19 protein-coding genes and 1 tRNA gene are annotated in these 16926 nt (G+C 68.1%); 14 read left to right on the top strand and 6 right to left on the bottom strand.

Annotation, left to right across the window (positions count from 1 at the left end; all coding sequences use genetic code 11):
- Positions 1-479: 479 nt before the first annotated feature.
- The 4 genes from CEP50_RS13830 to CEP50_RS13815 all read left to right on the top strand — a co-directional run bounded on the left by CEP50_RS13830 (position 480) and on the right by CEP50_RS13815 (position 3587).
- Positions 480-1460, top strand: a complete 981-nt coding sequence (locus CEP50_RS13830; protein WP_258175234.1) for a CPBP family intramembrane glutamic endopeptidase — start codon at positions 480-482, stop codon at positions 1458-1460.
- Between the two features lie 172 nt (positions 1461-1632).
- Positions 1633-2070: a fluoride efflux transporter FluC gene (locus CEP50_RS13825; protein WP_106114366.1), complete on the top strand. Its 438-nt coding sequence runs from the start codon at positions 1633-1635 to the stop codon at positions 2068-2070.
- Positions 2067-2444, top strand: coding sequence for a fluoride efflux transporter FluC (locus tag CEP50_RS13820; protein WP_106114365.1), 378 nt, complete (start codon positions 2067-2069; stop codon positions 2442-2444). Before CEP50_RS13825 ends, CEP50_RS13820 begins: the two co-directional genes overlap by 4 nt.
- A 171-nt stretch (positions 2445-2615) precedes the next feature.
- Positions 2616-3587, top strand: coding sequence for a mechanosensitive ion channel family protein (locus CEP50_RS13815; protein ID WP_106114364.1), 972 nt, complete (start codon positions 2616-2618; stop codon positions 3585-3587).
- A gap of 55 nt (positions 3588-3642) precedes the next feature.
- On the opposite strand, the gene CEP50_RS13810 is transcribed toward CEP50_RS13815, so the two are convergent.
- Positions 3643-4053, bottom strand: coding sequence for a hypothetical protein (locus tag CEP50_RS13810; protein ID WP_106114363.1), 411 nt, complete (start codon positions 4051-4053; stop codon positions 3643-3645).
- Positions 4054-4111: 58 nt separating this feature from the next.
- On the bottom strand, positions 4112-4480 hold the full coding sequence (locus CEP50_RS13805; RefSeq protein ID WP_106114362.1) for a lipopolysaccharide assembly protein LapA domain-containing protein: 369 nt from the start codon (positions 4478-4480) through the stop codon (positions 4112-4114).
- A gap of 82 nt (positions 4481-4562) precedes the next feature.
- On the opposite strand from CEP50_RS13805, the gene CEP50_RS13800 reads away from it, so the two are divergent.
- Positions 4563-5120 carry an AAA family ATPase gene (locus CEP50_RS13800; RefSeq protein WP_219905475.1) on the top strand — a complete coding sequence of 186 codons (558 nt, stop codon included), beginning with the start codon at positions 4563-4565 and terminating at the stop codon, positions 5118-5120.
- 166 nt (positions 5121-5286) lie between these two features.
- A complete protein-coding gene (locus CEP50_RS13795) occupies positions 5287-6258 on the top strand; it encodes a bile acid:sodium symporter family protein (RefSeq protein WP_106114361.1) in 972 nt (323 codons plus the stop codon).
- A gap of 22 nt (positions 6259-6280) precedes the next feature.
- On the opposite strand, the gene CEP50_RS13790 is transcribed toward CEP50_RS13795, so the two are convergent.
- Entirely contained in the window at positions 6281-8119 is a 1839-nt protein-coding gene (locus CEP50_RS13790; RefSeq protein WP_106114360.1) for a glycoside hydrolase family 9 protein, read from the bottom strand.
- Positions 8120-8391: 272 nt separating this feature from the next.
- On the opposite strand from CEP50_RS13790, the gene CEP50_RS13785 reads away from it, so the two are divergent.
- Positions 8392-9561 (top strand): metallophosphoesterase family protein, encoded by a 1170-nt coding sequence (locus CEP50_RS13785; protein ID WP_106114359.1) that lies wholly within the window; start codon positions 8392-8394, stop codon positions 9559-9561.
- Positions 9562-9588: 27 nt separating this feature from the next.
- Here the strand turns inward: CEP50_RS13785 and CEP50_RS13780 are convergent, their stop codons facing one another.
- The gene (locus CEP50_RS13780) at positions 9589-10743 is read right to left on the bottom strand and encodes a glycosyltransferase (RefSeq protein WP_106114358.1); all 1155 of its coding nucleotides are present in this window, start codon (positions 10741-10743) and stop codon (positions 9589-9591) included.
- Between the two features lie 239 nt (positions 10744-10982).
- On the opposite strand from CEP50_RS13780, the gene CEP50_RS13775 reads away from it, so the two are divergent.
- Positions 10983-11912: a DNA-processing protein DprA gene (locus CEP50_RS13775; RefSeq protein ID WP_106114357.1), complete on the top strand. Its 930-nt coding sequence runs from the start codon at positions 10983-10985 to the stop codon at positions 11910-11912.
- A 443-nt stretch (positions 11913-12355) separates the two neighbouring features.
- A complete protein-coding gene (locus CEP50_RS13770) occupies positions 12356-12706 on the top strand; it encodes a ComF family protein (protein ID WP_146134810.1) in 351 nt (116 codons plus the stop codon).
- 13 nt (positions 12707-12719) lie between these two features.
- Here the strand turns inward: CEP50_RS13770 and CEP50_RS13765 are convergent, their stop codons facing one another.
- Complete coding sequence (locus CEP50_RS13765; protein WP_106114355.1) at positions 12720-13349, bottom strand: LysE family translocator; 630 nt, start codon at positions 13347-13349, stop codon at positions 12720-12722.
- A 152-nt stretch (positions 13350-13501) separates the two neighbouring features.
- On the opposite strand from CEP50_RS13765, the gene CEP50_RS13760 reads away from it, so the two are divergent.
- The 4 genes from CEP50_RS13760 to CEP50_RS13745 all read left to right on the top strand — a co-directional run bounded on the left by CEP50_RS13760 (position 13502) and on the right by CEP50_RS13745 (position 15863).
- Positions 13502-14062, top strand: coding sequence for a GNAT family N-acetyltransferase (locus CEP50_RS13760; RefSeq protein ID WP_106114354.1), 561 nt, complete (start codon positions 13502-13504; stop codon positions 14060-14062).
- Between the two features lie 291 nt (positions 14063-14353).
- Complete coding sequence (locus CEP50_RS13755) at positions 14354-14710, top strand: hypothetical protein (protein ID WP_258175231.1); 357 nt, start codon at positions 14354-14356, stop codon at positions 14708-14710.
- Positions 14707-15237 (top strand): DUF3558 family protein, encoded by a 531-nt coding sequence (locus CEP50_RS13750; protein WP_106114353.1) that lies wholly within the window; start codon positions 14707-14709, stop codon positions 15235-15237. The genes CEP50_RS13755 and CEP50_RS13750 overlap by 4 nt, the downstream gene beginning before the upstream one ends.
- A 95-nt stretch (positions 15238-15332) precedes the next feature.
- The gene (locus CEP50_RS13745; RefSeq protein WP_106114352.1) at positions 15333-15863 is read left to right on the top strand and encodes a DUF3558 family protein; all 531 of its coding nucleotides are present in this window, start codon (positions 15333-15335) and stop codon (positions 15861-15863) included.
- Between the two features lie 321 nt (positions 15864-16184).
- On the opposite strand, the gene CEP50_RS13740 is transcribed toward CEP50_RS13745, so the two are convergent.
- A tRNA-Gly gene (locus tag CEP50_RS13740) sits at positions 16185-16258 on the bottom strand.
- 79 nt (positions 16259-16337) lie between these two features.
- Here CEP50_RS13740 and dcd point away from each other — a divergent pair.
- A complete protein-coding gene (dcd, locus tag CEP50_RS13735; RefSeq protein WP_106114351.1) occupies positions 16338-16919 on the top strand; it encodes a dCTP deaminase in 582 nt (193 codons plus the stop codon).
- Positions 16920-16926: the final 7 nt, after the last annotated feature.

Raw genomic sequence — 16926 nt, 5'->3', positions numbered from 1 at the left:
ACCCCCCACCCACAGTGGGGGGTGTTCTCATGTGCACCCCCCACACCCACACACCACGAACCCTTCCAGTCCCCGGACTACCGCCGCGCGCGGACCTCTTCGTGTCACCGGGGTGTCGCCGGTGGCGAGAACGACACCGGGGAGGTCGTCCAGGTCCTCCGGCAACAGGGGTATTCCCCGGAGTCCTCGGTTTCGTCGAAACCACCCGCTCAACACCGAGATGACTACGCCCGACTACGCCCAGGGCGACCAACGTGGTTCTTCGGACTCGTGGCAAGGAGTTCTCCCGGTGTTCGTGGTTTCCACGCGATATTGCCGCTGTTCTCCCGCGGGGCGTGACGAATGGTGTTGTGATAGCACGGAACCGTGGTTCGGCGGTAGTGCGAGGGACCTGGCGTCCCGGTTCGGGCCGCGTGCGCCGGGCGAGCACCGCGGCGGGACAATGCCGATGCGGTGTATCCGATCCCAAGCGAGGCACAGTGGACACATCCAACGCGACGGACGGTGGAACGGAACCGGTCTCCCCACTGCTGCGGGGAATGCTACGAGCACGTCGTCCGACCGGTGTCGTGTCCGGGGTTCTGGTGGTGCTCGGCTGTTTTCTGGCGGGACAGGTGGCCAGTGGGGTGGCGCTGGTCGTGTTTCTCCTCGTTTCCGGAACGGGGATTCCCATGGGAGTCCTCAGCCTGGATCCCGCCGAACAGCTCGTGCTGACCGGAGGATTTCTGGTCAGCACGATGGCTCTGGCGTTGTGGGTGGTCGCGAAGGAACGCCGTTCTTTCGGCAGTCTCGGTTTCACGGCGACCCGCAGGGTCTGGCTCCCCCTCGTACTCGGGGCGGTGCTCGCCGTGGCCGCCGTGACGGTGCCGGTGCTGATCGGACTCGTGAGTGGACAGTTCGTCCCGGGTACGGCCCCGCCCGTCACGGTGGTGAGCGTGGCGGTGCTGCTCGCGCTGTTGGGTGGGTTCGTGGTGCAGGCCACCACCGAGGAGGTCCTGGTCCGGGGTTACCTGGTGCAGGTCACCTGGCGGAAGTGGGGGCTGTACGCGGCTGTGGTGGTCCAGACGGTGGTGTTCACCCTGATGCACGGGTTCAACACCGGTTTCGGAGCGGTACCGCTGGTCAACCTGGTACTGATCTCCCTGGTGCTGGTCTTCTGGGCCTTGGCGGAGGGCAGTCTGTGGGGGGTGTGTGCCTTCCACGCGGTGTGGAACTGGTGCCAGGGCAATGTCTACGGGGCGGAGGTCTCCGGCCTGGACCTGTCCGCGACCCTGCTGGACATCCGGCAGGCCCCCGAGGGGACCGCACTGTTCACCGGTGGTGACTTCGGGCTGGAGGGCAGCGTGCTCACGACACTGGTGCTGCTGGTGCTGCTGATCGGGGTGTTCGGGGTTTTCCGACGCCGGTGGAGCCGAACGGCCGCGCACCCCCGGCCGGTTTCCGACACCCCTGCCGGCTGAGGACCGGAAGTCCGCGCGGGTGGCCTCGTTCACAGCGTCTTCGCTCCTCGGAGGGGTAGGCTGGCCGTGGTTCGTCGTCGACGGACCCCGGCGGTGGGGCTCGCCGGAAGGAAACCGCGAACTCGTTCGCCAACGGTCCCTGCCTGAGTGACATCGGGTGGGGAGGTGTGTCGTGTCCGAGGTCTCGGCGGGTCGATGGCGTTTTCCGTGGGCGGCCCTGGCGGTGGCTCTGGGGGGCGCGTTGGGGGCGCTGGCCCGCCACGAGGTCGCGCTGTGGTTGGGAGAAGCGGGTTTTCCCTGGTCGACGTTGGTGGTGAACGTGGTGGGGTGCCTGCTCCTCGGTGGACTCACGGTGGTGGTGGAGACGTGCTCGGTTCACCGGTTGGTGCGCCCGTTCCTCGGGGTGGGCGTGTTGGGTGGCTTCACCACTTTCTCCGCCTACCTCGTGGACGCCGGCGGGTTGTTGGCCGCGCAGCGGCCGGTGGGGGCGCTGGTGTACGTGCTCGCCACGGTGGTGCTGGCGCTCGCGGCGGTGGGCTGTGGCGCCGGTCTGGCACGGAGGTTCGTGCGGAGGGCCACGCCGAGCACGGGGGAGGTCGAGCGTTCGTGACTTCGTTGCTGGTGGCTGTCGGTGGGGCCTGTGGCGCGGTGTCGCGGTACGGCCTGGACGGCGTGGTACGGCGGTGGTGTGCTTCCCCGTTCCCGTGGGGGACGCTGGTGGTCAACCTGCTGGGCTCGTTCCTGGTCGCGGTGGTCACGGGCTGGGCCGCCTTCGGCGGTCTCGGACCGGCCTGGCTGCGGCCCCTGCTCGTTTCCGGCCTGTGCGGGGCGTTGACGACGTTCGCCACGTTCGGTCAGGACACGGTCCGGTTGTACACCTCGGTGGGGTGGGGTGCGGCGGTGCGCAACGTCGTGGTGACGGTCTTCGGGGGTGTGGTGGCCGCCGCGTTCGGTCTCGGGGTCGTTTTTCTGCTGCGGACGTAGTCCACTTATTAACTCTTTCGGGGGAGTGCTTTGCGGCTTTCCGGCGTCCTTGACAGGATGAACGCCGCTCAATCGTGAATGTCGTTCGGCACAGGGCGCGTGAATCCCGCGCCCGCGGAACGACCGGATCCCACTGTGTCATCCGAGGAAGGTATTCCTGTGCACAATGCCGTGAATTCCACGACGCCGCTCGCTGGGGCCGCCGCCACGAACGTGGTGGACTCGGTGGGGAACTGGTTCACCGAGAACTCCGGGGCCTTCGTGTCCGGCCTCGTCAACATTCTCATCATTCTGCTCGTGGCCGTGGTGTTCCGCGCCGTGATGGGACGAGTGATCACCCACGGGGTGCGGCGGATGGTGAGTTCGCACCAGCGGATCAACCAGGCCACCGCCAAGGCCGGACACCTGGTGACCCGGCAGGCCACCGACGCCGAACACACGGGGCAACGCCAGCAGCAGCGCGCACAGACCATCGGCTCGGTGCTGCGCAGCGTGGCCTCCTCGGTCATCTTCGGGGTGGCCTTCGTGATGATCCTGGGTGAGTTCGGGATCAACCTCGGCCCCATCCTCGCCAGCGCCGGTGTGCTCGGCCTGGCGATCGGTTTCGGGGCGCAGAGCCTGGTCCAGGACTTCCTGTCCGGGATCTTCATGATGATCGAGGACCAGTACGGAGTCGGTGACGTCATCGACGCGGGGGACGCGGTCGGCACCGTGGAGTCGGTGACCCTGCGCATCACCAAGATCCGCGATCTCAACGGCGGCCTGTGGTACGTCCGCAACGGCGAGATCATGCGCGTGTGCAACATGAACCAGGACTGGGCGAACGCGGTCGTGGAGATCCCGCTGGACTACAGCGTCGACATCGCCCACGCCGAACGCGTGATCGAGACGACCATCGACGAGTTCGCCGCCGAGGAGGAGTTCCGTTCCAAGATCCTGGAGAAGCCGGATCTGAGCGGGGTCATCGGCATCGGCAACGGTTCGGTGACCGTGCGCATCATCGTCAAGGTCAAGCCGGGCGAGCAGTGGGCGCTGGGGCGCGCGCTGCGCGGACGTCTCAAGAGCCGTTTCGACGCCGAGGGCGTGCGGGTCGCCTACCCGCTGTTGCCGGGCAACGGTCTCGGCGCCGCCAAGCAGGGCTGACACCGCTCCGAAGGGCAGGCGCCCCCGTTCCCTCCGGGGGCGCACGAGGCCCGGATCAGTCTCCCCGGCGGGACTGCCTGAGCCGGATCAGGCCGAGTGCGATCAGCCCGAGCAGCGCCCCCCAGACGAGGTTGCTCAGCACGGCGCTGACCATGGCGCCGCCGGACGGCGTCCTGTATCCGGCGTGCAGGAGAAGGACCTGTTCGAGGATCACGGCCAGCACCCCGTAGATCCCTCCCACGAGCACGAGGGTCGGCAGGGGGCGCGGTACGCGGCGCACCACCACGACCGCCACCCAGCAGACGGCGATCGCGAGGGCGACGAGCAGCGGACCCCAGGGTCTGCCGAGCAGGCCGTAGACGCCGAGCAGTCCCAGCGCCGGTTGTAGCAGGCCCACCACCGCGAGGATCGCGATGACGGCCCAGTGGGCCCTTCCGAAAGGCGTGATCGTCGCCGGTTCTGTCATGGGATCTCCGTGTCGTCCGGGGTGTGGTGTCTCGGGGCCGGGTGCTTTCCGCGGGTCTTCAGTGGGTGCGGGGTCGACCGTTTCTCCGGCGGAGCTGGATGATCCGGGCCGCGGCGACCAGGGCCACGAGCAGACCGCCGATGGCCGCGGCCAGCAACAGCGCCACTCCCAGCGGCAGGGCGGCGCGCGCACCGAGGAAGCCGACCGTGACCGTCTGGGGGTTCTGTAGGATGAAGATCAGCAGGACGATCAGTGCGATCGTGGCCACGACGACGGCCGCCCAGATCCCCGCCGTGCGGGTGTGCGTGCTCGTCGTGCCCGGTTGTCGGCCCGGGCCGACACCGCTTCTCCCGTTTCCTCCGGGTGTTGTCTCCGGCTGGTGGTGACCGTTTCCGTCGCCGGACAGTCCCTTTCCGATGTCGGGCATGGACCCATTGTGCGCCTCGCTCGTCACTGATCGTCCACGGGTTGTTCCGAAGTGTGTTCGCGTGGAGTGGTGAGGTGTGGTCGTGACGGAGGGGCACGGCGAGCCCGTGGTGCTCACCGGAGGTCCGGGGGCGGGCAAGACCACGTTGGTGCGGCGTCTGGCCGAGGCCGGGTTCGAGTGCGCTCCCGAGGTGGGGCGGCGGATCATCCGGGAGCAGAACCTCGTCGGCGGCAGAGGGCTGCCCTGGAGGGATCCCGAACTCTTCGCGGAGTTGATGCTCAGCCAGGAGCTGTCCCGCTACCAGGAGATCCGTTCCGGCAGCTTTCCCGTGTTCTGCGACCGGGGGATCCCGGACATCGTCGGTTATCTGCGCACCCTGGATCTGCCCGTTCCTCCGCACCTGGACACGGCGGCCCGTCGGTACCGGTACCACCGGGTGGTTTTCCTGGCCCCGTTCTGGCCGGAGATCTACCGGCGGGACGAGCAACGTCTCCAGTCCCCGGAGGAGGCGAAGCGCACCTGCCGGGCGGTGTGGGACAGCTACGCGGAGTACGGCTACGAGGTGGTTCCGCTGCCCCGGCAGGGGGTCGAGCGGCGGGCGCGTTTCGTGCGGCGGGTACTGGCCTCCCGCGCTCCCTGAGGGGAACGTCGTCGGTTCTTCCGGCGTGGTTCGCCTCCCCGGGGCGGATCCCACAGGATTTCTCGCTGAACGGGATAGTCGTTTACATGGTGGGAAATTCCTGTTAGGAACGTTCTCGCCCCCGCGTGGGGTGTCGAGTTCTGTTCTTCGGGGAGGCCGTTAGGAGATGGGTGCGTTACGTCGGACCGCTGATCTCGTGGGGCGTTGGTTCGCGCCGTTGGTGTTGTTGGGCGGGCTCGCGGGTGTGCTGTTCCCCGCCGCGACGAGCACCCTCTCCCCGGCCATCACCCCCTTGCTCGGTGTGATCATGTTCGGCATGGGGCTGACCCTGCGCGCCCGCGACTTCGCCCTGGTGGTGCGGCATCCGCAGGCGGTGGTGGCAGGCCTGCTCGCGCAGTACCTGGTGATGCCGTTGCTGGGCTGGGGAATCGGGACCCTGTTCGGTTTCTCCGCCGCGCTGCTGGCGGGCATGGTGCTGGTGGGCTCCACGCCGGGAGGAACGGCCTCCAATGTGGTCGTCTACCTCTCGCGGGGCCACGTGGCCCTGTCGGTGACGATGACCTCGGTGTCCACCCTGCTGGCTCCCGTGCTCACTCCCCTGCTAGTGCTGTGGCTGGCCGGGTCGAGCCTGCCCGTGGACGCGGTCGGGCTGTTCGTCAGCATCGTCGAGGTCGTGCTGGTGCCGGTGGTGCTGGGGATCGTGGTGCGCGCGCTGCTGCCCCGCCGGGTGGAACGCGCCCTGCCGCTGCTGCCCCTGGTCTCGGTGCTCGGGATCGTGGTGGTGGTCGCCGCCGTGGTCGGGGCCAACGCGGAGACCCTGGCCGCCGTCGGTGTGTCGTTGCTGGTGGCCGTGGTGCTGCACAACGCCTGCGGGCTGCTGCTCGGCTACGGAGCGGCTCGGCTGGTGGGGCTGGACGAACCGGCCAGGCGTGCGGTGGGCGTGGAAGTGGGGATGCAGAACTCGGGCCTCGCGGCGAGCCTGGCCACCACGCACTTCACCCCGTTGGCCGCCTTGCCCGCCGCCCTGTTCTCGGTGTGGCACAACCTGTCCGGCTCGGTCGTGGCCTCGTTCTGGTCCCGGCGCCCGACCACTGCGGAGGAGGATTCCGCCGAGGCGGCTCTTCCGAGGACCGAGTGAGGACGCGCCCCGGGACCGGGGCTCAGTTCCCGATGCTGACCGCGTAGAGGTACCAGGTGGCGTGCGGCAGCCACTGCTCGGTCCAGCGCCAGTCCCAGTCCTTGCCGGTCTCGGAGTAGCCGCGGTTCCACAGGATGCCCGAGCCGTCCCGGTTCTTCCCGGTGATGCCGTTGACGATGCCGCCGGCCGTGTTGAGGAACTGCCAGGACCCCAGCCAGATGTAGTCCGGGTTGTTCCGGCCGCTGCCGCCGAGCATGCACACGTCGAACGGGTTGAGCCCGAGGATCCAGTTGAGCTGGTCGGCCGCGTAGCGCCGCAGCCGCGCGGCGAGTTCCCCGTCGAGGTGCCGCGCGGCCGCCCGGGCGGCCGCGGCCAGCGAGGCGATGCGGGCGTTCTCGCCCTGCCACCACTCGTCCTCGGCCCGGGGGGTCACGTCGTGGGGGAAGAAGAACGAACCGTGTCGATGGCCGGTGCCGTCCTGGACGAGGTTGCGTGCGTAGCCGTAGGGGTTGGTGACCTCCGAGGTGATCCGCAGTTCGAAGGACAGGGACCGCCGCACCGTCTCCAGGATCCGGTCGGCGCGTTCCGGGGTGGCGACGTCCAGGTAGGTCAGCAGGCTCACCACGGGAAGGCCCGCGTCGGAGGGGTGGAAGTACGGTCGGTCGCCGTCGTCGGCCCGCCAGTAGTCGCGGTGGCCGCGCCAGCTGGTCAGTCGGTTCGTCAGGGACTCGGCCCGTTCGTCGGCCTCGGCGCGGTAGGTCTCCTCACGGGTGGCCCTGTACAGCTCCACCGCCGCCACCAGCGCGTTGTAGTCGTCCTGGATGTTCTCGACGCCGTCGTTGACCATCTCGGTGTTGTGCCGTCGCAGGTGGTCGAAGGCCTCCTCTGCGGCGCGCAGGTAGTCCCGCCCCGTGTGCTCGCCGGTGGTCCCGAGGGTGCTCGCCAGGGCGAGCGCGGCCACGGCCACGCCCGCTCCCTCGCGGTGGGCGACCTGGCGGACGACGCGTTCGCCGTCGTGCTCGGTGGCTTTCAGGTAGCGCAGCTCGGGGTCCTTGGGCGGGCCGGGCTGCATGACGGAGTGGCAGAACGTCCCGTTCGGGCGTTTCACCCGCGTGAGGTAGTCGGCGCCGTGGAGGCCCTCGTCGCACAGCCACGTGCGCAGCTGGGTGAACTCCTCGTTGTCGCGGGCGGTGAGCTGCTCGTGGGACCTGAGCAGGATCCACGCGGTCAGCGGCACGGACAGCGTGTTGAAGTAGCTGTGCCGGGAGAGCTGGGTGAAGTGTTTGCCGAAGTCACCGGTGGCGTCGTACCAGCCGCCGTGGGCGTCGATCCGTCCCGCGCCGTCCCGGCCGACGGGCAGGGCGCGGTCGTGCCGGTCGAACCGTCCGGAGCAGCGGGTGGCCTTGAACCAGTGGGCCACGTGGGAGAGGGTGGCCCGTTCCAGGGTGAGGGCGCCGATGGTGAAGGGCGCTGACTCGCCGCGCGTGTGGTGGCCGTTGCCGACGCGCAGGGTGTACTCGCCCTCCTCGGTGAACGCGGAGAAGTCGACGGTCCAGTGGTGCTCCTCGCCCCAGTCGGGGACCGGGCCGACGTGGCGGGGGCGGACGCGGTGGACGGTCTCGCCGGTGCCGGTGTCGACGAGGGAGCACCATCCGAGGTGGGTGCGGTGGTTGGCCGCGAGCACGGCGGTTTTCGGCCCGTGCGTCTCGTAGCCGACGTGGTTCACCCGTACCCCCACCTCAGCGCCGTGGCCACGGCGCGGTTCGGCGGCGGCGGTGCCTGCCAGGGAGCTCGCGGCCGTTCCGCCGCCGACGGCGGCGGAACCCGCGAGGAAGCGGCGTCGGTCGATGCCCGCGGCCATACCCAACCTCCGTTTTGGTCTATACCTTTCGGGAGGTTAGGGGGAAACGGGTGGGGGACGGCAAGGGTGCGGGGCGTGCTTCGTGGTTTCCGCCGAGCCGACTGGTCCGTCCGGCGGCCGGTACACACCGTCCTCCGGGGGAACCGGCCGGCTCGCAGCGCAGGGGGCACGGGCTTGTCACCCCGTGTTCGTGCGACACCCACCTCGGGGTCACCCGCCGCGCCTACCGTGTTGCCGCGTCGAGGCGGGAAACGACGAACGGCGGGGACGGTATGCGCGAGCAGACAGGACCGATCGGACGACGTGCGCTGTTGCGGGTCACCGGGGCGGGGGCCGCCGCGGCGGCGGCCGGCCCGGCGGTGGCGCGGGCGGCCACCGGGGCGAACGTCGGGGTTCCGGAACCGAGACTGCGGTTCCGCGAGGACGGCACCTTCCGGGTGGTGCAGTTCAACGACACCCAGGACGACGAGCGCACCGACCGGCGCACCGTCGAACTCATGGAACGCACCCTGGACGCCGAGCGGCCGGACTTCGCGGTGATCAACGGTGACGTCATCACCGGCGGGTGCGACAGCGAGCTCCAGGTCAAACAGGCCATCAACAACGTGGTCACGCCGATGGAGTCGCGTGCCGTGCCGTGGGCGATCACCTTCGGCAACCACGACGAGGACTCCGAGCGGAGCTCCGGAATGTCCGAGCGGGACATGCTGGAGTTCTACATGAGCTACGAGCACAACCTCAACGAGCGGGGGCCGAGCGGTGGCAGCGGCACCGGCGACACGCTGGTGACCGTGGCCGGTTCGGGCGGTGACCGGGTCGCCTTCGCGCTGTGGCTGATCGACTCGGGGCGCTACGCACCCGACTCCATCGCGGGGCAGGATTTCGAGGGCTACCCCCACTGGGGCTGGGTGCGTCCGGACCAGATCCGGTGGTACTCGGAGACCTCGCGGGAACTCGAACGGCTCGCCGGTGCTCGGGTTCCCGGGTTGATGTGGATGCACATCCCGTTGTGGGAACACCGGTTCATGTGGTTCTCCAGTGTGGACTCCCGTGGCGAGCGGGACCACGACCGCGCGCTGGACAGGCACGGCATCGAGGGAGAACGCAACGAGGACGAGTGCCCGGGGCCGTTCAACAGCGGCATGTTCGCCGCGATCCTCGAACGCGGCGACGTGCGGGGCGTGTTCTGCGGGCACGACCACGTCAACTCGTACGTGGGCGACTACTACGGCGTGCTGCTGGGCTACTCCTCCGGCACCGGGTTCGGCCCCTACGGACTGCCCGGGCGGGAACGGCACCGGCTGCGCGGGGCGCGGGTGTTCACGCTGGACGAGAACGTGCCGGGGGTGCTGCACGACACCCGCATGGTGTTCGCCCGGGACTTCGGTATCGACATGAGCCCGCAGGACCAGCCGATGGACCCGCTGCCTCTGCACCGGTAGCGGCCGGTGTCCGGAGACGCCGCCGGGTCAGCCGGCGGCGAGTTCCGGCAGCTGCGGAACGACCTCCTCCGCGGAGGGCATGGCCGCGATCTCGGTCGCCAGGTGCCGCGCCGCCCGGTGCGGAGCCGGGTCGGTCAGCAGCCGGTGCGCGGCGGCGGTGACGGCGGCGGTCTCGAGCTCCTCGGGCAGCAGCCGTTCCCCGGCGCCGCTGGTGCGGATCGCCTCGGCGTTGGCGAACTGGTCGGCTCCCCGGGGCAGCAGCAGCTGGGGCAGGGCCGCGTGCGAGGCCGCCAGCGTGGTGCCGCTGCCGCCGTGGTGCACGAGCAGGTCGAGGTGGGCCAGCAGTTCCGCCTGCGGCAGCCAGCTCTGGACGACCACGTTGTCCGGCTGCTCCCCCAGGTCGGCGGGGTCGACGGGGCCGGTGGCCACCAGCAGCCGAATGCCCGGCTGGGCCAGGGCCTCCGTGGCGGTGCGCAGCAGTTCGACGGTGGCGAACTCGGTTCCGAAGGTCAGCTGCACCAGTTTCTCCCCGGGTTCGCGGTGGAGCAGCCGGGCGGGCGGCGGAGTGGTTCCGGGGTGGGGGACCGGGCGCAGTGCGGTGCCGCGCTGGTCCTGCCGCGGCACTGTTGCCCGCAGGGTGGGCGGGTAGATGTCCAGGTAGGGGCTCGTGTGTCCCGGCTCGGGGGTGGACAGGCCGAGTTCGGCGCTGAACGCGGCCAGCACCTGGTCGTGTTCCTCGAAACCCTCGGAGGGGTCCGGGCCGATCCCGTGGGCCACGGCGGGGATCCCGGCCAGCCGCGCGGCGAGTTCCGCCCCGGTGTTGGCGCTGTCGAACACCACCATGTCGGGCTCGTCCCGTCGCAGCAGCGGGGTCAGGTCGGTGAGGAAACGGTGTGGCATGGTCCTGCCGAAGGTCTCCGCGATGAGGCGGGTCAGTTGTTCCCAGGGAAACCCGGGTTCGCCCGGTGCGGCGCCGAAGAGCTCGTGGGCGGTGCCGATCATGTCCTCGCGGATGGAGGTTCCCGCGGTGAGCGGTTCGATCCCCACTTCCCGCAGTGTCGGGTGCAGCTCCGGGCCGGTGGCGAACCCGACCTCGTGACCGGCCGCGCGGGCGGCGGTGGCCAGCGGAAGCAGTGGAAGGGTGTGGCCGTGGGAGCCGAGGCTCGTGAACAGGATACGCACGGTGCGATTCTAGTCGCCGAAAGTGCCGATCGGGGTGGTTTCCGGGCGGCTTCGGAGAGCCGGTCGTGTTCGGTACCGCGACCGTGTTGTTTTTCCTGGGCTGTCGAACCTGTGTTCGATACTCTTGGCGTCAGGAGGTAGGCAGCGCTCGGAGGGGGAGCTCCATGCGTCGTGCTTCATCCGGTTCGGTGAACCCCTGGGAAGAGCCGTGCGCCCTCGCACCTCCTAGGCTTTCGGGTATGAGCCCCTGGAACGACGAGGAACGAGCGGCACTGGTGGCCCTGCTGAGGGCCCGCCCGGAAGGGATGTCGTGGTCGACGATCACTTCCGAGGTGGCCGAGGCCGGCAGTGCGCGTGTTGTGTGGGAGCGTTTCGAGTCCTGTGGGGAAGCCACCTTGTTCGAGGTGACGTCGTCGGAGACGCCGTCAGCGGAAAGTGTCGAACAGGCGTTGGAGGACGTCGTTTCCTGGCGTGGTGAGGACTTCGAGTTCCTCACGTTTCAGGACGACCGCTATCCCTCACGTCTTCTCGAAGTGAACCAGGCTCCACCGTTTGTGTTCGTGCGGGGAGAACTCGTTGCCGGGGAGCACGCGGTGTCGGTGGTGGGCTCCCGCGCCGCGTCGGAACACGGTCGTACGGTTGCCTCCGAAGTCGCCCGCAGGTTGTCGGAAGCGGGTTTCACGGTGCTGTCGGGACTGGCGAACGGCATCGACGCCGCGGCGCACCGTGCCACGCTCGACAGTGGTGGTCGGACCGTCGCGATCCTCGGGAACGGTATTCGCCGGGCCTATCCGGCGGCGAACCGGGAGTTGCAGGAACGGATCGCGCGGCAGGGGCTCGTCCTGTCCCAGTTCTGGCCGGACTCCCCGCCGACCAGACAGAGTTTTCCGATGAGGAACGCGACGATGAGCGCATACGGTGTCGCCACGATCGTCGTCGAGGCCGGGGAACACAGTGGTGCACGGATCCAGGCGCGCATGGCGGTCGAACACGGTCGGCCGGTGATTCTGATGAGGCCCGTGGTCGAGGGAACCGACTGGGGGACACGGTTGCTGACCCAGCCCGGTGTCTTCGTCGTCGACGCCCCGGAGGAAGCCGTTGGTGTCGCCGAGCGACTGGCCGAGGGAGAACGGGATGTCTCCCGACTGCTCGCGGTGGCGACCTCGTGACGGAAGGGGATCTCCGTGAGCAGCTGCGGCGGCAACTGAGCCGTCGAGTGGGTGGATTCTTCCACAATACGAAGAAGATTCGCGGTGTGACCTGCTTGGTGTGTGCGGGGCCGGTTCCGGCGGATGAGGAACTTTGCCCCCGATGTGCCAGGCATCGTGGTGAGTTCGGCGACAGGCTTGCTGATCGGGTGCTACTGCTGACCTATGTCCGTGGCCAGCAGCCCCAGCGACAGCATCAGTCTGCTCATACCGTGCGGGCGTACAAGTGGCCTCGTCCGGTAGAGAGATGCCTCAATGACCTACGTTTGATGGTCTCGGCCGTTACTCGTGTCCACGCTCGATGCGTTGTCGAGTCAGCGGGGCGGATCTGGGACTCGGTGACTTTCGTTCCTTCCCGGAACAGGCCGGGAGCGAAGCATCCTGTTGCCGAGTTGGCTCGGCATGTGGCTTACCGCAACCAGCCCGAGAATCGTCTGCTTGTGGAAATCGGTCCGGGATTCGACGATTCCGATCGCGTCGTCCGTGCCGACCGCTTCGTCGTACCGGATGAATATCGGGAACGTGTGAGAGGCAAACACGTGTTGGTGGTGGACGACACGTGGACCTCGGGAGCGAAGATGCAGTCGGCTGCCGTGGCGCTCAGTGACGCCGGTGCAGCACAGGTCACGGCATTGTGTGTCGCCAGATGGTGTCGATACGACTGGCCGGACCATCGGGAGCTGTTGGATTCCTGCACCGAGCCCTACGACGCTTTCGACTGTCCTGTGCTGGGGGAGGACTGCGTGATGGGGTGAGTGTTTCCGTGTCTCACTGCTTCCCCAGGGCGAGTGCGCCGCCGAGTCCGATGAGGGTGACTCCGCTGAGCGCGTGCTGGCGTCGCTGCCAGCGTGGGTTGTGGGCCAACCAGGTGCCGAGCGTTCCGGCGAAGACGGCCACGAGCAGGTCGGCGGTGGTGGCGAGGACGACGAAGGCCATGCCGAGGGCGAGGAAGGCCAGGGTCTGCGAGCCCCGCTCGGGGTGCACGAACTGCGGCAGGAACGCCAGGAAGAACATCGCTGTTTTGGGGTTGAGCACTTCGGTGACGAGCCCCTGGGTGACGGCCGAGCCCTGCCTCTTCGGCGGGGTGTGCTGTTCCGCGGTGGGGGTGGTGCGCAGTTCCCGGAGGGTGCGTACGCCCAGGTATACGAGGTAGGCGGCTCCGGCGAACTTGACCACGGTGAACGCGGTCGCCGAAGCGGCCAGCAGGGCGGAGAGGCCGACGGCGGCGGCGAGCACGTGCACGGCAGCGCCCAGGAAGGTGCCGAGCGCCGACCGCACACCTTCGACGCGGCCGCCGCGCAGGCTGCGCGCCAGCACGTACAGGATGCCGGGACCGGGTGCGACGGCGATCAGCAGCGCGGCCCCGAGGAAGATCCACCATTCCGAGAGCTCCGGCATGGGACGAGACTATCGGAGCCCGAGGGGTGTGTGCGCGGGGGTTTTCGGCCGCCGGAGAGGTTCCGAGGGAGTCGGATCCGTTCCCGCGCGGCCAGGACTATGTGACACGTTCGGTGGATCAGTCGCGGCGGGAGGCGGCGTAGCGTCCGGATATGGCTGCGTTGTCGTTTCCCAATCCGCCGCTGGCGGACGATGTCGTGGCGTTGCGCCCGTGGCGGAAGGCGGATATTCCCCAGCGGTTCGCGGGGTTCTCCGACCCGGTGTGCCTGCGTTTCTCGTGGCCGTTCTCCGAGCCGTTCACCGAGGCCCACGTGCGTGGGGACCTGGAGGAGCACGAGCGCAGGCGACTGGACGGGCGGGAGATCAACCTCGCGGTGGTGGACGTGGCGGCGCGGGACCACGTGTGGGGCGGGGCTTCGGTGTACGAGGTGGACGGTGAGCGCTCGTGCGCCTCGGTGGGATTCTGGCTGGCCGCCCACGCTCGGGGGAGGGGGATCGCCACCCGCACGGTGCGGTTGCTGGCCCGTTGGTGTTTCGACCGGCTGGAGCTCGCCCGGCTGCAACTGGCCTGCGCCCCGGACAACGAGGCATCCCGGCGGGTGGCTGAACGGTGCGGGTTCACCCGCGAGGGGGTGCTGCGTGCGCACCTGCCGTTCCGGGGAGGGCGGCGGGACACCGTGGTGTACGGCCTGTTGCCCGGCGAGTTGAGGTGAGGCGGTGGGGCGGCACCGATGATCGCGTGAACCGACACTACCGGTGCCGGGCGAGCGAGGACAAACGGGCGCTTTCGTTGCCGGTGTATACCGGAAAGCATTCTTTACGGGGCGGGGACGAGTGGGTTCCGATCGGGAAATCCACGTCGCCGGGGTGGGTCCCCGGGGCTCCGAGTCACTTTTCGCGCTCCCCGGTGGAGTCGATGGCGTGAGGGTGTGCCGAAGTAAGCACGAAAAGCAGGTGTGTGGTGTGCCGCATCGACGAATGGCGAGGCGCCACACTGGTGTGTGATGAGTTCGTCGGGAGGGTGGGTTCTGGCGAGCCTGGCGCGTCTGCTCTACGCGGGGTGGCAACGGCAGTACCGGGAGGCCATCGAGGGGAGAGGTTTGGACGTCGAGCCGCATGATCAGCACGACTTCGACTTCCAGGCCGAGTGCCGCGCGGTGGAGTCCTACGGTGAGTCCAGCGACGGGCGTTTCGCGTTGTCGGCCGTGGGAATGGACGAGTTCACAGCGCGGATCAAGCGCGGCAGTCTGCGTGAATTGCGGGAGGACGAGTTCGCCGCGCGGGTCTCCGAGGCCGCGACCCTGTTGGTGCGGGACTACCAGGCGAAGACGACCGAGTTGAAGTTGAGGTACTACGGATGATCGGGCGGGTGTTACGGGTCGCTGCCGTGTTGTTGGTGGGGCTGGGGGTGGCTTCGGCGTGTGGTTCGTCGGATCGGCCCAGGGAGTTGTCGGTGAGCGACGTGAAGCCCTGCGAACTCATCAACGGGGATTCTGTGCAGGGGATGCGGATAGGGCAGGAAACGCAGAAACTTGATTTTGCTCCTGGAATAGAGACAGAGGGGAGCACCTGCTTCTACAGCCTCAGGGTCGGGAACAGGATATACGTCAACACGATAACGAACCACGGGATCGATCGGTGGATTAATCCTTCTGACGACGATACGAGGTCTGAGGAGGTTCCCCGGATTCAGGGGTTTCGCGCCGTCAAGGTGTGGTTCGACAGCGAGCGCCCGGATCCGGATCACAAGTGCAGAATCTACGTGGATGTGGCCGCTGGCCAGTCACTGGAGGTCAGGGTTGAGCAGTCCTACAGTGATGAGGATCCTCCGACCTGCACCACGGCGCGCGGGTTCGCCGAGGCCGCGATGAAAACACTCGCCAACTGAGTTCGAGCAGGTGAGTTCCTTGTGCTGGTGACTCCTCTGGTTGATGACTGCCGGTACCGGGTGAGGGCGATCGAGCTGAAGTTGAGGTACTACGGATGATCGGGCGGGTGTTACGGGTCGCTGCCGTGTTGTTGGTGGGGCTGGGGGTGACTTCGGCGTGTGGTTCGTCGGATCGGCCCAGGGAGTTGTCGGTGAGCGACGTGAAGCCCTGCGAGCTCATCAACGGGGATTCTGTGCAGGGGATGCGGATAACTCAGGAAGTGCAGAAGCTCGGTTCCGCCCCTGGGGTCGACACAGAAGGAAATACCTGTTTTTATCGCCTGCGCAACGGAAACACATTATATGTTACTATCATAACGAATCACGGGATCGGGCGGTGGACCAATCCTCCTTTTGATCGCGCGAGGTCCGAGGAGGTTCCCCGGATTCAGGGGTTCCGAACGATCAAAGTGTGGTATGAAACCGAAAGCCCGAAGCCGGACAACAAGTGCAGGATCTATGTGGATGTGGCCGACGGCCAGTCGCTGCGAGTTGAGGTTGACCGCTCCTACAGTGATGAGGATCCTCCGACCTGCACCACGGCGCGCGGGTTCGCCGAGGCCGCGATGAAAACACTCGCCAACTGACCGCCGATCGTCGACTGGCAGGGTTCTCGCGCTGAAGTCGGTTGCTGGCGCCGGGTGGCGGTGTTGTCGCTGATGCCGCACCGCCACCCTTCTATCGCTCGGTAGCGTTCGACATGTTCGTGTCCCTCGCTGTCCCGGCGTCGGTGTCGAAGTGCCGGGAGCCCGTCAGCTCGTGGCGGGCGGACCGTCGAGGACGTGGTGGCCGCCTTCGACGGTGTCTGAGCGGTCCGCCCCGAGGCCATCGTCGTCAGTCCACTTCGGCCGGACACGAGAAAGGCCCAGGCCGGAACTCCGTAAGCTCCTGACCTGGGCCTTCGCCGTTGGAGCGGGCGACGGGAATCGAACCCGCGTTCTCAGCTTGGGAAGCTGATGTTCTACCATTGAACTACGCCCGCACTGCCTCAATGCGTTGATGACAACGTTAGCACAGCGGCCAGCGCCCGATATCCACCCCCCACCCGATACGCTGTTCCCGTGCTGCTCAGTGACCGCGACCTGCGCAAAGAGCTCGACAACGGGCGTTTGGAACTCGATCCGCTCGACGACTCGTCGATCCAGCCCTCCAGCATCGACGTCCGGCTGGACCGGTTCTTCCGGGTCTTCGACAACTCCAAGTACACCCACATCGACCCCTCGCAGCAGCAGGACGACCTGACCTCGCTCGTCGAGCACACCGACGAGGACGCCTTCGTGCTGCACCCGGGGGAGTTCGTGCTCGGCTCCACCTTCGAGACGGTGCGGCTGCCCGAGGACCTCGCGGGCAGGCTCGAAGGCAAGTCCTCGCTGGGCCGCCTCGGCCTGCTGACCCACTCCACGGCCGGTTTCATCGACCCCGGATTCGGCGGGCACATCACCCTCGAACTGTCCAACGTCGCGAACCTGCCCATCACCCTGTGGCCGGGCATGAAGATCGGCCAGCTGTGCCTGTTCCGGTTGTCCAGCCCCGCCGAGCACCCCTACGGCAGCAAGGCCGCCGGGTCCCGCTACCAGGGTCAGCGCGGCCCGACCCCGTCACGCGCGTATCTCAACTTCGCAAGGGTTGACACCAGTCGCTGACCCGGAT

The organism is Actinopolyspora mortivallis (genome assembly GCF_003001495.1).
Taxonomy (GTDB): domain Bacteria; phylum Actinomycetota; class Actinomycetes; order Mycobacteriales; family Pseudonocardiaceae; genus Actinopolyspora; species Actinopolyspora mortivallis_A.
Note: the sequence above shows the minus strand (reverse complement) of the source record. Positions and strands in the feature narration are given on the sequence as shown.